Raw genomic sequence first — 15,171 nt, 5'->3', positions numbered from 1 at the left:
TGCTGCCTTTTTGGGCAAAGGGGGGAGGAATGGATAGTTTTGCTCTATTTATACCCTTCCCACTTGAAGCTGCAGCGGTGTTGGCTACGTTCGCTCACCCCAATCACATAGTTTATCTATGCTCATGGGGATGAACTTACTTGCCGCCTACCTGTAACTTCAGGTTGTTTGGGTATAGCCTGTGTGTGACGCCTAAAAAGCTGCCGGAGGAGGCTAAGTTATGACGCACGTTACAGATATTTAATAAGATTTACACTCCTTGACGTTCGAGCGTCGTATAAGCAGTTACAATTCAATCAGTCTATTTATTGTTGAATAAAAACTATGAAAAACACGTCTATTCTTTCGTTAATGATGGTTACCTTGCTTACCACACCGTTAAGTGCGTTCGCTGCGCAAGCACCACAAGCCGTTGCGGTGGTCGCAGAGCGTGTGGCAACTCATCAAGTGTCTCAGTCTCTTTCACTGATTGGTAAATTAGAAGCTGAACGAGCAGTGGAGATCTCATCTGAAGTTTCGGGAAAGGTCAGCCATATTGCGATTAAAGCCAATCAAGAGGTCAAGAAAGGTCAGCTCTTAATTCAGCTTAATGATGATAAAGCCAAAGCCGCACTTTCAGAGGCTCAAGCCTATTTGAACGATGAACAGCGTAAGTTGAAAGAGTTTGAACGTTTGGTCAAACGGAATGCCATTACCCAAACGGAAATCGATGCGCAAAAAGCGAGTGTTGATATTGCTCAAGCACGTTTAGATGCAGCAAACGCAAATTTAAACGATCTGCGCATTAGCGCGCCATTTAATGGCACCGTTGGTTTTATTGATTTTAGTTTGGGCAAAATGGTCAGTGCAGGGACGGAATTGCTGACTTTAGATGACCTATCGGTGATGCAACTCGATATCCAAGTGCCAGAGCGTTACCTTTCGTTAATCAGTAAAGGTATGACGGTGACGGCGAAGAGTAATGCTTGGGCAAAAAACGAGTTTACCGGCAAAGTTGTGGGTATTGATTCACGCATTAACCGTGAAACCTTGAATTTGCGTGTCCGTATTCATTTCGATAACCAAGATGGCAAGCTAAAACCCGGAATGTTGCTTTCTACTAAGTTGAATTTCCCAGCGATTGAAGCGCCCATTATCCCTGTTCAAGCACTCGAATATTCAGGCACTAAACGCTATGTCTATGTGATTGATAGCAATAATAAAGTAATACGCACGGAAGTTTGGCTTGGCGCGCGGATCGACAATCAAGTGGTGATTGATAAAGGTTTAGCCATTGGCGATAAGATTGTGGTGCAAGGTATCGTGAATATGAGAAACGGCATTGTCGTTACTGAAGTCAATGTGGATGGCTCACCGATACAAAAGGATGACAAATAATGTGGTTATCCGATGTTTCAGTGAAGCGCCCTGTGGCGGCGGTGGTATTAAGCTTACTGTTGTGCGTTTTTGGTCTAGTGTCATTTTCTAAGCTTTCGGTCCGGGAAATGCCCGATATTGAAAGCCCGGTGGTTTCAATCAGTACTCGCTATGCAGGGGCTTCAGCTACCATCATTGAAAGCCAAATCACTTCTGTATTGGAAGATCAACTGGCAGGCATTAGCGGGATTGATGAAATTGAATCCACCACGCGTAATGGCATGTCACGGATTACCGTTACATTTGAACTGGGTTACGATCTCAATACTGGTGTGAGCGATATCCGCGACGCCGTTGCGAGAGCGCAGCGCTCATTACCGGATGAAGCAGATGATCCAACCGTATTCAAAAATAATGGCTCTGGTGAAGCTTCTTTGTACATTAATCTCAGTTCTTCAGAGATGGATCGAACCCAACTGACCGATTATATCGAACGAGCTTTGATTGACCGCTTTAGTTTAATCTCTGGCGTCAGTTCTGTGGATGTGTCTGGTGGTCTTTATAAGGTGATGTATGTCAAGCTCAAGCCGAATCTGATGGCTGGGCGTGGTGTCACGACTTCTGATATATCAAGTGCATTGCGCAGTGAAAATATTGAAAGCCCGGGCGGGGAAGTGCGTAACGATTCGACAGTAATGTCGGTGCGTACCGACCGAGCGTACAAAACGGCTCAAGATTTTGACTATTTGGTGGTTAAGCGCGCAAGTGACAATTCGCCGATTTACTTAAAAGATGTCGCGGATGTCTTCATCGGCGCTGAGAACGAAAACTCAACCTTCAAAAGCGACGGTGTGGTTAATGTGAGCATGGGCATTGTGCCACAGTCAGATGCTAACCCCTTGGATGTGGCGCAGCGTGTCCATCAAGAAGTCGATAATATTCAGCAGTTTCTACCCAAAGGAACGCGCTTGGCCATTGACTACGACTCGACCGTTTTTATTGATCGCTCAATTTCGGAAGTGTATAGCACACTGTTTATCACGGGTGGTTTAGTGATTTTGGTACTGTACATTTTTATCGGCCAAGTTCGGGCAACGCTAATCCCAGCCGTTACTGTGCCAGTATCATTGATCTCTTCTTTTATTGCCGCTTACTATTTCGGATTCTCCATTAACCTTATCACCTTGATGGCGCTGATTCTTTCCATCGGTTTGGTTGTTGATGACGCGATTGTGGTGGTGGAAAATATATTTCATCACATAGAACAGGGAGAGAAGCCACTGCTGGCGGCTTATAAAGGGACGCGCGAAGTCGGCTTTGCCGTGATTGCCACCACATTGGTATTAGTGATGGTCTTTTTACCGATCTCTTTTATGGACGGTATGGTCGGCCTGTTGTTCACCGAGTTCTCTGTACTTTTGGCCATGTCGGTTCTCTTTTCATCGCTAATAGCGTTAACTTTAACGCCCGTTCTCGGTAGCAAGATTTTAAAGGTCAATGTCAAACCAAACCGTTTTAATCGTTTTGTTGATCGTGTTTTTGGCCGTTTAGAAGCGGGTTACAAATCCTCTTTACGTTTTGCTATCAGTTGGAAATGGGCTGCACCGCTCGTCATCCTTGCATGCGTTGGTGGCAGTTATTTTCTGATGCAGAAAGTGCCTTCTCAGCTCACGCCTTCAGAAGATCGCGGCGTTATTTTTGCCTTTGTGCGCGGAGCGGATGCGACCAGTTATAATCGGATGTCGGCCAATATGGATCTTGTTGAGCAGCGGTTAATGCCCTTGGTTGGCAAAGGTTTTCTCAAGTCGTTTAGTATTCAATCGCCCGCGTTCGGTGGGCAAGCGGGTGATCAGACGGGGTTTGTTATCATGATTTTGGATGACTGGAACGAACGAAGCATCACCGCTCAACAAGCATTAGGGCAGGTCAAAAAAACGCTAACGGGAATTCCCGATGTACGAGTTATGCCCTTTATGCCCGGCTTTCGTGGTGGCTCTAACGAGCCTGTTCAGTTTGTGTTAGGTGGGTCAGACTATCCTGAACTCAAAAAATGGGCTGAATTGTTAAAAACGGAAGCTGAAAATTCCCCCTTTATGGAAGGAGCTGACACCAATTATTCCGAAAAGACACCTGAACTGGTGGTGACGATTGATAGGCAGCGTGCCGCGGAATTGGGGATCAGTGTCGCGGATATTTCAGATACGTTAGAAGTGATGCTCGGCGGGAAGAGTGAAACCAGCTTTGTTGAGCGTGGCGAAGAGTATGATGTTTATCTCCGTGGGGACGAAAATAGCTTCAATAACGCCTCCGATTTAAGCCAGATCTACATGAGAACCGCATCCGGTGAGCTTGTTACACTGGATGCACTTGCGAAAGTGGAAGAAGTGGCATCATCAATCCGCTTGTCTCATTACAATAAGCAAAAGGCGATCACGGTTACTGCAAATTTATCAGCTGGTTACACGTTGGGCGAAGCGCTTGATTTTCTGGATCAGAAAGCCATTGAAACGCTACCTAGTGATATTTCCATTAGTTACTCAGGTGAGTCAAAAGATTTTAAAGAAAACCAATCGAGTGTAGCCATTGTATTTGCGTTAGCGCTGCTTGTCGCTTATTTGGTACTAGCCGCCCAATTTGAAAGTTTTATCAACCCGTTAGTGGTGATGTTGACGGTGCCGATGGGTGTGTTTGGCGGCTTTCTTGGTCTATCAATTATGGGACAAGGTATCAACATCTATAGCCAAATTGGGATGATTATGCTGATCGGTATGGTGACCAAAAATGGCATTTTGATCGTTGAATTTGCCAACCAGCTGCGTGACCGAGGGGTTGAGTTTGAAAAAGCAATTATTGATGCTTCAGCGAGGCGCTTACGGCCAATCATGATGACCGCATTTACTACTTTAGCAGGTTCAATCCCATTAATTATCTCGACAGGAGCAGGCTATGAAAGCCGAGTTGCGGTGGGTACGGTGATTTTCTTCGGTATGGGTTTTGCCACTTTAGTCACTCTGTTTGTTATCCCTGCTATGTATCGTTTGGTCTCGGCATCAACACGCTCTCCAGGTCATGTTGAAGCTGAACTTAATCAAGAACTGCTGCATGATGTTAAAACCAGAAGTGTTCACTGATTAACGTATCAAGAGCCTGCGCCCTGCAGGCTCTTCTTTGTTCACCGTTCACACCTATTCCATTCACCGTTATCTATCCCCATTAGATGAAATCACATGCGGCCGGCTTATCACATCAAGTTATTTGAACATACAAGCGAGATATCAAATGGTTAATGCCATTTTCGATAATCCATCAAAATAGCCAGTTCATTTTTCCTATTTAAATCTTAGGTATTAATTATAGATAGACTCAATTTTGAGACACCCATTGCAATGCGCCTTGCGATACTCTATCCACCTCTTTAATACAGAGACAAAATGAAGTGAATGCATCAGTAATGGCCATGGAAAATAAAAAACTCTCTATCCTCATCGTATGCATGGGAAATATATGCCGTTCACCGCTTTCTGAAGCTGTTTTGAGCCAAAAAGCGCAACAACATGGAATTAATTTATTTGTTGAAAGCGCTGGTACTGTGAATTATCAAGTGGGCCGAAAACCAGATCCCAAAGCAATATCTGTCGCTGAGCAGCGTGGCTATTCAATGTCAAATTTAAGAGCAAGGCAGGTTTGTTCTGAGGATTTCGAAAAATTTGATCTTATTTTTGCCTTAGATAAAGCTAACTTAGCAGATCTGATTGACATTTGCCCTGCTAAACATAAAGAGAAACTTTCACTGTTTCTATCGCATAGTCACATCGGTGTCACGGAAGTCCCTGATCCTTACAAAGGAAATATTCATATGTTTGAACGGGTTTTGGAACTGATAGAGAGCGGGGCCCAAGGGATCATCGAACATATATCTAAACAATATCAATTAAAGGAAAGTGCAATGAAACTTTGTGTGTAACACATAGAAAGTTTTATATGACTTTTTGATTACCCACCCCAAAAAACAAAGCAACAGTTTGGCAATTAATTTCTACTCATAGTTTGTAGGTAGGTGATTAAATGTGGGTGGTTAATAAGTTTTCTCTTATATACATAAAGCAAAAAAATGTGAAGAAAATGCGCATTCTAGAGGCGACATCTAGTGGCGGTAGCGTATTTAACCGTTGCTATTCACCATTTTTATCTACTTTTTGAAGAAATAGCGTTGAACAGTTTGTTCTTAACAGTCGTTTAGTTTAGCCCAAGGAAATAAATAAAGTGAAAAAAATACTCATTGCGTTTGGTACACGACCTGAAGCAATAAAAATGGCGCCTCTAGTTCATCAGCTTAAACAAGATAACCGTTTCGACACAAAAGTATGCGTCACTGGCCAGCACAGGGAAATGCTTGACCAGGTTTTAGAGTTGTTTGAAGTGGTGCCTGATTTTGATCTTAATATCATGGAACCAGGGCAAACACTAACGACAGTAACGACTAAAATCTTGAACGGTATGGAAACGGTTCTAAAAGACTTTCAACCAAACATCGTCTTAGTTCATGGCGATACCGCTACAACGTTTGCGACTTCACTTGCTTGTTATTATCAGCAAATTGCAGTCGGCCATGTTGAGGCTGGATTACGCACCGGCAATATTTATTCCCCTTGGCCTGAAGAAGCGAACCGCAAGCTTACGGGTGCATTGACTCAATACCATTTCGCACCAACGGCAACATCTCAACAAAATTTATTGGATGAAAATTATTGCCTCGAGAACATCCATATTACGGGGAATACCGTCATTGACGCCTTGTTTATGATCCGTAACAAGATTCATAACGAGCAAGATCTCAATGCTACGCTGGCACACCAGTTTCCGATGCTTGATAACAATAAAAAACTCATTCTTGTTACAGGCCACCGTCGTGAAAGTTTTGGTGATGGATTTGAGCGTATTTGTGAAGCCTTATCCATCACAGCAAAGCGCCACCCTGACTGTCAAATTCTTTATCCGGTACATCTTAATCCGAATGTTCAAGAGCCCGTCAATCGTCTTTTAAAAGGCATTGAAAACATTTTCTTAGTGGATCCACAACAGTATTTGCCCTTTGTCTATTTGATGGACAGAGCACACATCATTTTAACCGATTCCGGTGGTATTCAAGAAGAGGCACCGTCGCTAGGGAAGCCTGTATTAGTGATGAGAGACACCACCGAACGACCTGAAGCGGTAAGCGCGGGTACGGTCAAACTAGTTGGGACTAACACACAGCTGATTTGTGAAGAGTTAGACCGGTTGCTTAGTGATGAGCGCGCTTACCAACTCATGAGTCAAGCACACAATCCATACGGTGATGGCAAAGCCTGTCAACGTATCGCCGACATTCTAGCAAGATAAGATTTAAGGAAAATAAGATGTTTAATAAAGTTTCTGTGATTGGTTTAGGGTATATCGGCCTGCCAACGGCTGCCGTTATTGCTTCGCGTGGTATTGAAGTGATTGGCGTAGATGTCAATCAACACGCTGTCGATACAATCAACAAAGGTGAAATTCACATTGTCGAACCGGATTTAGATATCGTAGTTCGAAGTGCAGTGATGACTGGCAAACTAAAAGCAACCGTGACAGCTGAACCAGCTGATGCTTTCTTAGTGGCGGTACCCACACCATTTAAAGGTGATAATCACGAGCCTGATCTTAGCTATATAGAAGCCGCGGCCAAAGCGATTGCACCAGTTCTGGAAAAAGGCAACTTGGTGGTATTGGAAAGTACTTCCCCTGTCGGTGCGACAGAAAAGCTTTCCGCATGGCTAGCAGAGGCTCGTCCTGATTTAACTTTCCCACAGCACAAAGGTGACACGGCTGACATTAAGGTAGCGCATTGCCCAGAGCGAGTTTTACCGGGTTATGTACTACAAGAATTAGTCAGTAATGACCGAGTGATTGGTGGCATGAGTAAATCGTGTAGCGAGAAAGCGATGGCTCTGTATAAAACCTTTGTTAAAGGCGAATGCATCATCAGCAACTCTCGTACGGCGGAGATGGCGAAATTAACAGAAAACTCCTTTCGCGACGTCAATATTGCATTCGCGAACGAACTTTCCCTTATTTGTGAGAAATTAAAAATCAATGTTTGGGAATTAATTAAATTGGCCAACCGCCACCCTCGGGTCAACATATTAAATCCAGGACCAGGTGTTGGCGGGCACTGTATTGCAGTTGATCCTTGGTTTATTGTTAACAGCTGCCCAGAAGAAGCAAAACTGATTGCTGCTGCTCGTCATGTTAATGATGGTAAACCACACTGGGTCGTTGATCAGGTAAAACAAGCCGCAGATCAGTTCAAAAAGCCTGTTATTGCCTGCTTAGGTTTGGCCTTTAAAGCCGATATTGATGATTTACGTGAAAGCCCAGCTTTAGACATCACTTTGCATTTAGCACAAGACAATATTGGACAAATTCTAGCGGTAGAGCCAAATATCCACCAATTACCGGGTAAGTTAACAGAACATGATGTTGAGCTAGTCTCGCTAGAGCGTGCTTTAGAGTTAGCCAATATCGTTGTGGTGCTGGTTGATCACCGAGATTTTAAAGAAGCAGATAAAACGGCGTTTGCCAAGAAAGTAGTGATTGATACTCGTGGTGTTGTATAAAAGGAATTAAGATGAAAGTAACATTTTACGGTATTGGATATGTAGGCTTGGTGCAAGCGGCTGTCCTTGCCGATGCTGGCCATGACATTTGCTGCGTTGATATAGACGAAAGCCGCGTTGAAAATCTTAAAAAGGGCATTATTCCTATTTACGAGCCAGGTTTAACCGCATTGGTTGAGAAAAACTACCAAGAGGGACGCCTTAGCTTTACGACCGATCCCAAAGTTGGCGTGGATTTTGGCGATTTGCAGTTTATTGCGGTTGGCACTCCTCCAGATGAAGATGGCTCTGCGGATTTAAAGTATGTCCTTAAAGTCGCTGAAACGATTGCGACATATATGCAATCACCAAAAATTATTATTGATAAGTCAACCGTGCCAGTAGGCACTGCAGATAAAGTTAGGAATACTATCCAAGCTATACTGGATAATAAAGGGTCTAAATTAACGTTCTCCGTCGTCTCTAATCCAGAGTTTTTAAAAGAAGGTGCGGCGGTTGATGATTGTAAGCGTCCTGACCGAATAGTGATTGGTACAGACTCAAGAGAAGCCGAAGAGTTAATGCGAGAGCTTTATGCTCCTTTTAATAGAAATCATGAAAAAGTTATTGTGATGGATATTAAAAGTGCTGAACTTACTAAATATGCTGCGAATTGTATGCTTGCCACAAAAATTAGTTTCATGAATGAAATGGCAAATATTGCTGAGCGGGTGGGTGCAAACATAGAGCAAGTTCGTCAAGGGATCGGTTCTGATTCCAGAATTGGTTTTCAATTTATTTATCCTGGCTGTGGCTATGGCGGATCGTGTTTTCCTAAAGATGTACAAGCGCTAGTTCGCACTGCCGATGAAATAGGATATGAGTCTCAAATTCTCAAAGCCGTAGAAGCGGTGAATTATGCGCAGAAACATAAACTATTTGAATATATTACAAAAGAGTTTGGCCCTGATCTGTCGGGAAAAACATTCGCCATTTGGGGATTAAGTTTTAAACCAAATACGGATGATATGCGTGAAGCACCGAGTCGAGTATTGATGCAGCAGTTATGGGAGGCAGGAGCAAGAGTACAAGCCTATGACCCAAAATCGATGGAGGAAACTCAGCGCATTTATGGGAGCCGAGAGGATTTAATGCTTATGGGCACAAAAGAAGCTGCACTAACAAACGCCGATGCATTGATTATTTGTACTGAATGGCAAAGCTTTAAAGCTCCAGATTTTGTCAAAATTAAAGAGCAATTAAAACAAGCCGTATTGTTCGATGGCCGAAATCTATTTGATCCGATACGGATGACCAAAAAAGGTTTTGTTTACTATAGTATCGGTAGGAATAAGTTGTCATAAATACAACTTAAAAACCTTCTCGAACAGAGATTTTAGGTCATAGGAATGACAAATAATAAAAAAAAGGTAACGATAGGGATCTGTACCTATCGTCGCCCTGAACAATTAAAGGAATTATTGGTTTCAATATTTGAAGCAAATGATACCAGTGAATTTATCTTAACTATAGCCATAGTTGATAATGATGAAAACCGAAGTGCAAATGAAGTTGCAAGTCTATTTTATAATGAAAATATAAATGTAATTTATCATTGTGAGTTTTCAAGGAATATATCTGATGTGCGTAATAAATGCATTGGAATCGCAAATGATAATGAATCAGACTACATTCTTTTTTTAGATGATGATGAAACTATCTCACCTAATTACTTCATTAGTTTAGCCAAGATGCTTAATCAGTATGATACAGATGTTGTGATTGGTCCTGTGATAACTTGCTATTATCCACAGACATCTCAATGGGTAATTGTTTCTAAACTCTTTGAAAGAGTTAGAAAAAAAACAGGTACTATACTTTCTACTGGTAATACAGGGAATGCTCTTGTATCTATGGCATTAATAGAAAAAGTCGGACTATTCAATAGAGCATTTGGACAGTCTGGAGGAGAGGATTCTGAGTTTTTCTATCGGTGTAAACAACATGGGGCAAAACTGACTTGGTGCGATGAAACTGAAGTCTTCGAATATTTGTCTCTTGATAGAGCTAATTTACAGTATGCTATAAAAAGAGGCAGGAGGGGAGGGCAAACCTTTTCTAAAATAAGAAAAAATCATTATTCTCTAGATAAAAAAGCAATTATAATTACCACTAGATCAATAGTTGGACTATTTGGGGTGTTAGCTTCACTTCCACTTATTGCTTTCACTGGGAAAAGAAAGGGAACTATTTTATTGGTAAATTCCATTGCTAGGCTCGGTCAAATTGAGGGATTGTTTGGCAGAGAGACTAAAATGTATGGTGAGTAAATTAATAAAATTATTTTATCAATTGTGTGGCGTGATTGATGTAGCAACAATAAGTGCGGCTAATTTTTTAATATCTTTTTTTATTATTAGAGAGTTAGGACCTAAAGACTATGCAGTATACATGAATTTTTTTTCAGGATTAATGCTGATCTCTACGCTTCAAAATGCATTTTTCCATACAACCTTATCCGTAAAATATGCAAAAATCTCTGAATATGAAATAAAAATCAGGAAGAGTAATGCACTGTGTGTATTTGCTAATATTATTCATATGGCTCTTATTGTACCTGCATTCTTTTTGGTCAAATATTTTGAATTTGAAAATTCATTGTTTTTTTTGGTGTACTGCTCTTTTTTTCTATATTTAAGTAGAGATTTGTATCGAGTATATAACTATGTATTCGAGCTTCGTGGCACGATAGTGTTGTCTGCTATTGTTTCACTTTTTACTACTATGTTAGGTTTATTGTATTTGTTCTTTAATGAAAGTGATGTGACTCTTAATTATATATATTTAGTGTCTATAATATCGGGTGTTATATCAATAGTAATTATTACTTATAAACTTAAATTTAGGCTACCAACAATAAGTGAAATGAAAGTATCTTATTATGACTTATGGAGTGTAGGCCGTTGGTCTTCTGTTGGTTCGTTAGCGACTTGGGCACAAAATAATAGTTATACCTATTTAGCTACACTCATTATTGGCGTTGAAGCAACAGCGGTTTTAGCTATAGCTCGATTAATTGTTATGCCAATAAATCTAGTAGCTTCTGGTATCTATATGTCTGAAAAGCCTAGATGGGCTAAATTATATAAAAATGACAAAAATACACTTAAAAATGTCAGTGTAAAGATTATATTATCAATGTTTCTATTTATAACTGTTTATTCGATATTGGTATTAAGTAATTTTAACTATATAGAAATGATATTTGAAACTAAAGTTAGATTTGATCTATTATGCTGTTGGCTTTCTGTCTGCATGGTCCAAGTCTTTAAATTTTCAAACAGTAATATATTAAATGTAGCTGAGGAATTTAAATATTTAGCGGTTATGGGTGTTATTGTTTCTACTTTAGGCGTAGCCGCTTCAACAATATTAGGAACATATTATGGAGCCATTGGAATTATTGTTGGATACTTAATAGGTGAGCTTCTTCATTTCTGTTGTTCACAATATAAAATTATAAGTAAAAGGCTATTCTATGCAAATTAGCTATAAGAATTTCATATCTGGTCTGCTATTCGTATTCTTATTAAATTCTGCAGGAGTGTTTTCTCCATCATTGGCTGTTCGTGACAGTGATTTTGTGTCTGAAATTGAAATATCATCTAATATGGTTAATAGACTTATTATGTTGTCTTCATTCATGATTTCTATTGTTTTTTTGTTTAAAAATAATAAGGATTTTTTTAAAATTATTATTATAAAAGCTTGGCCTCTGTGGATATTGGTTCTGTATTCAATTATATCATGCCTTTGGTCTGAAATACCTTTGACTTCATTTACTAGATTATTACAACAAATATTTTTAATCACATTCATTTTGATGGTGATAAGATATTTAGATTTTAATGATATCTTCAATGTGCTAAAGTTTTTTGCTATCGCTATTGTTATTATTGGAGTGTTAAGTATTCCATTCTCTTTTGCTTGGCAAGATATTGGATTTAGAGCGATACATGGACACAAAAATACTGCAGGGTATATTTATGCTCTATCTTTATTGATAGTTATGTATGATATTTTCATTAATAAAAATAAGAATAAATTAAATTTATATTTGTTATTTACTGTTTTTGTTTTGCTTATAATATCAAAATCCAAGACATCGTTAGCGCTAGTGATATCATCTTCAATCTTCATATATATGCTGATTAATTACCAGTGGTTAAAAGCGAAAAATGTCATTTTATCTATATTTTTTACTTCTGGTTTTGTTTTTTTAGCCCTCCTTTTAGTTGATACGAGTATATTGTCTGATTATGGGCTTGATTTTACTGGTAGAGCTATAATATGGGACTTTGTGATATTCGAGATGAATGATTATAAATGGCTAGGTTTTGGTTATCGTTCTTTTTGGGGAGTTGGTGATGCTGGACTTAGCGTGTTATATGGTGGGGATTTTGATTTCTTTATTACAAAGTTAAATCAATCACATAATACTTACTTAGATATTTGGATAATGTTAGGTTATATTGGTGTGCCAATATTTATTGCATTTGTCATTCATTCCATATTTGAAATAACTCGATCTAATTATTTATTCATAGCAATATTGTTTTTTTTGATCATTCATTCTTTTATGGAAACAGATTTCTTTAGAAGTAATAATTTATTATGGGTGCTTTATGTTCTTATCTATCTTTCTTCAATATGCCATAGGAAAATAATTAATGAATAGAAATGTTTTGTTTTTATCAAAAGATGCAAGTTGGCAAAGATATAGAAATGAAGTTCTCACTAAATTGACGCTTAACTATTACTGTAAAATTGATGTAATAACTGACGGTGAAATTAAAGATTATATAAAGCCATGTGCAAACTTAAACTATATATGCAGCACAGATATATTAAAATGGTCTAAACGTATTAATCTATTGCCTTATGCTTATAAATATATAATCCAATATAAACCGGATGTGATTCTAGCTCTTCCTAATAGTTCAAACCTAACCGAGCTAAGCTTATCTCTATTTTGTAAAATAACAAAAACAAAGCTTGTTTATTGGACGCATGGATACGACCATTGCCGCAGACCAGATAGTGGATTAAATGGTTTTTTAAATAAGATTAGAGTCTCTGTGATAAATAAATGTTTAAAGCAAGCAAATGCCATTATCGTGTTTTCTGAACCAGGGAAAGAATACCTTGTCGATAAAGGAATTGATAAGGAAAAGATATTTGTTGCTCCAAATACGCTTAATACAGAAAAGTTAATCAATAGCTATCTTCCTATAAAAGAAGAAGACATTAATAAATTCAAATCGGACAATAACATAGAAAATAAAACTGTATATCTTTTTTCAGGTCGTTTTAGATCTGGCAAACGGTTAGAAAACTTTATTAATGCTTTGGGAAAAGCAAAGAATAAAGATTCAGTAGCACTGGTTGTTGTCGGTGATGGAGAGATGAGAGAAAGCTGGCAAGAATTATGTAAATGTTTTGGTATACATGCATTGTTTTTAGGTGAGGTTTTTGATGAAGATCGGCTTGCAATAATATTTAAAAGTGCTGATTGGTTTGTAATGCCTGGTTATGTAGGATTAGCCATTGTACATGCATTTAGCGCTGGTTTACCACTGCTAAGTGAGGACATTTCGTTCCACAGTCCTGAAATAAATTTTTTGAAGCAAAATGTTAATGGAGTATTATTCAAAGAGAAAGATTTAAGTGCTTGGACTGCGTTTATTGAAGAGAAAGGGAATGATTTTCAGCTTAAAAATAGAATGTCTAAAGAGGCGTTAAATACAGTTCATAATGAAGCTAGTATAAATAATCAGATTCTTGCAATGTCTTTAGCCTTAGGTTTAGATAGAAATGTATAAAAGCTCACTTTATAAAAAGTCACCTATTTTTCTGCAAGAACTGATGATTAACATTAAATCGATTATATTTAAATTATTGAGAGAAAATTGGTTGTTTAAAAAAAGAATAAAAGAATTACATAGTAACCAATATATCTCTAGAGAGAAATTGCTTGAGCAACAAAGAAGCCTATTAAAGATAACATTAGATCAGGCTAAGGAACACGTTTCCTTTTATAAAAATGTAAAATCATCTAATATTGATGATTTTCCGCTCATTGGTAAGGAAGATATTCGTATCGCTCCCTGTGCATTTCTAAATGATTCTAAAAAAATTTCTTATACTTTTAAGTCTCAGACTGGAGGTACGACAGGTAAGCCACTAAACCTCTATTCTGGATTATCCGCGATTATAGAAGATCATGCTCAAAGTCATCGACAATTGACATGGGCTGGTTATCTTCCAGGTGATAAGCGAGTCTGGTTACGAGCTGATCTTATTGTTCCTCTAGAGCAAAATACCTCACCTTATTGGCGTCACAACAGTATTGATAAAATGTTAATGATGTCTGTATATCATCTGAGCGAGGAAACAGTTCGACAATATTTAGAGCAATTACATAATTATAAACCAAAAATAATTCAAGCTTATCCATCTGCAATATTTCTGTTTGCTAATTTAATTGAGTCATTAGGGTTAGCAGTAAACCTAAAAATTAAAGGGATTATCCTTTCATCGGAATCTTGTTCTGATAATCAGAAACTAGTAATCGAACGCGTTTTTAATTGTAAGGTTTTTAGTTGGTATGGATTGAGTGAAAGGGTGGCAACGGCAGGTACGTGTAAATACGGTAAGATGCATTTAATTGAAGACTATGGCTATTATGAGTTTTCTGATGATAAATTAATTGCGACGGGATTCCATAACTCTAAAATGCCATTAATTAGGTATAACACAGAAGACATATTCTCTGGTGTTAGTTCCGAATTCAATCAATGTGAATGTGGTCTTCCATTTTTAACAATTAAAAGTATTCAAGGTAGAGAAGGTGAGTTTCTACTGTCAACTTCAGGGCGTAAGGTGCTTATTTTTAACCATATCCCAAAAAATGTGTGTGGTTTGGTTGAGCTTCAGCTTAAGCAAAAAAGAATAGATGAAATAATAGCTTTAGTTGTTGTTGATCGTCGATATGATCAACAATCAGAAAAAATTCTAGAAAAAAATATTAAAACATATTTTGGAGAAGATATGCGTGTTCTTGTTAAGAAAGTTTCATCCATTCCAAGAACAAAAAATGGAAAATTTAGGCAAGCGATTTTAGAGTTGGAACCTTAAA

General features: G+C 38.6%; 11 protein-coding genes. All 11 read left to right on the top strand.

All coding sequences use genetic code 11. From position 1 onward, the window contains the following. The first annotated feature begins 324 nt into the window (after positions 1-324). Positions 325-1,377: an efflux RND transporter periplasmic adaptor subunit gene (locus AACV12_RS08655; RefSeq protein WP_094127336.1), complete on the top strand. Its 1,053-nt coding sequence runs from the start codon at positions 325-327 to the stop codon at positions 1,375-1,377. Beyond that, positions 1,377-4,487: a vibriobactin export RND transporter permease subunit VexH gene (vexH, locus tag AACV12_RS08650; protein ID WP_017047991.1), complete on the top strand. Its 3,111-nt coding sequence runs from the start codon at positions 1,377-1,379 to the stop codon at positions 4,485-4,487. The genes AACV12_RS08655 and vexH overlap by 1 nt, the downstream gene beginning before the upstream one ends. 305 nt (positions 4,488-4,792) lie before the next feature. Next, the gene (locus AACV12_RS08645; RefSeq protein WP_013857370.1) at positions 4,793-5,320 is read left to right on the top strand and encodes a low molecular weight protein-tyrosine-phosphatase; all 528 of its coding nucleotides are present in this window, start codon (positions 4,793-4,795) and stop codon (positions 5,318-5,320) included. Positions 5,321-5,619: 299 nt separating this feature from the next. Beyond that, complete coding sequence (gene wecB / locus AACV12_RS08640; protein WP_170900181.1) at positions 5,620-6,738, top strand: non-hydrolyzing UDP-N-acetylglucosamine 2-epimerase; 1,119 nt, start codon at positions 5,620-5,622, stop codon at positions 6,736-6,738. Between the two features lie 17 nt (positions 6,739-6,755). Continuing rightward, entirely contained in the window at positions 6,756-7,994 is a 1,239-nt protein-coding gene (gene vpsB / locus AACV12_RS08635) for a UDP-N-acetyl-D-mannosamine dehydrogenase VpsB (RefSeq protein WP_064624711.1), read from the top strand. Positions 7,995-8,005: 11 nt separating this feature from the next. Then, complete coding sequence (locus tag AACV12_RS08630) at positions 8,006-9,337, top strand: UDP-glucose dehydrogenase family protein (protein ID WP_013857366.1); 1,332 nt, start codon at positions 8,006-8,008, stop codon at positions 9,335-9,337. Between the two features lie 45 nt (positions 9,338-9,382). Further along, a complete protein-coding gene (locus tag AACV12_RS08625; RefSeq protein ID WP_013857365.1) occupies positions 9,383-10,303 on the top strand; it encodes a glycosyltransferase family 2 protein in 921 nt (306 codons plus the stop codon). After that, positions 10,293-11,522: a lipopolysaccharide biosynthesis protein gene (locus AACV12_RS08620; RefSeq protein ID WP_088728706.1), complete on the top strand. Its 1,230-nt coding sequence runs from the start codon at positions 10,293-10,295 to the stop codon at positions 11,520-11,522. The genes AACV12_RS08625 and AACV12_RS08620 overlap by 11 nt, the downstream gene beginning before the upstream one ends. Further along, positions 11,512-12,711, top strand: a complete 1,200-nt coding sequence (locus tag AACV12_RS08615; RefSeq protein WP_019280860.1) for an O-antigen ligase family protein — start codon at positions 11,512-11,514, stop codon at positions 12,709-12,711. Before AACV12_RS08620 ends, AACV12_RS08615 begins: the two co-directional genes overlap by 11 nt. Further along, positions 12,704-13,855, top strand: a complete 1,152-nt coding sequence (locus AACV12_RS08610) for a glycosyltransferase family 4 protein (protein ID WP_064624716.1) — start codon at positions 12,704-12,706, stop codon at positions 13,853-13,855. Before AACV12_RS08615 ends, AACV12_RS08610 begins: the two co-directional genes overlap by 8 nt. Next, on the top strand, positions 13,848-15,170 hold the full coding sequence (locus tag AACV12_RS08605) for a phenylacetate--CoA ligase family protein (RefSeq protein WP_170900180.1): 1,323 nt from the start codon (positions 13,848-13,850) through the stop codon (positions 15,168-15,170). Before AACV12_RS08610 ends, AACV12_RS08605 begins: the two co-directional genes overlap by 8 nt. Position 15,171 lies beyond the last annotated feature (1 nt).

It is taken from the genome of Vibrio sp. 2-2(8), assembly GCF_963888495.1.
GTDB lineage: Bacteria > Pseudomonadota > Gammaproteobacteria > Enterobacterales > Vibrionaceae > Vibrio > Vibrio anguillarum.
The sequence above is the reverse complement of the archived record's forward strand: the minus strand, read 5'-3'. Positions and strand labels throughout refer to the sequence as shown.

Bases quoted from the DNA above. Each gene is read 5' to 3' on its own strand.
- AACV12_RS08605 (WP_170900180.1), top strand. From the start codon at position 13,848: ATGTATAAAAGCTCACTTTATAAAAAGTCACCTATTTTTCTGCAAGAA.
- vexH (WP_017047991.1), top strand. From the start codon at position 1,377: ATGTGGTTATCCGATGTTTCAGTGAAGCGCCCTGTGGCGGCGGTGGTA.
- AACV12_RS08620 (WP_088728706.1), top strand. From the start codon at position 10,293: ATGGTGAGTAAATTAATAAAATTATTTTATCAATTGTGTGGCGTGATT.
- AACV12_RS08630 (WP_013857366.1), top strand. From the start codon at position 8,006: ATGAAAGTAACATTTTACGGTATTGGATATGTAGGCTTGGTGCAAGCG.
- AACV12_RS08610 (WP_064624716.1), top strand. From the start codon at position 12,704: ATGAATAGAAATGTTTTGTTTTTATCAAAAGATGCAAGTTGGCAAAGA.
- AACV12_RS08655 (WP_094127336.1), top strand. From the start codon at position 325: ATGAAAAACACGTCTATTCTTTCGTTAATGATGGTTACCTTGCTTACC.
- AACV12_RS08615 (WP_019280860.1), top strand. From the start codon at position 11,512: ATGCAAATTAGCTATAAGAATTTCATATCTGGTCTGCTATTCGTATTC.
- vpsB (WP_064624711.1), top strand. From the start codon at position 6,756: ATGTTTAATAAAGTTTCTGTGATTGGTTTAGGGTATATCGGCCTGCCA.
- AACV12_RS08625 (WP_013857365.1), top strand. From the start codon at position 9,383: ATGACAAATAATAAAAAAAAGGTAACGATAGGGATCTGTACCTATCGT.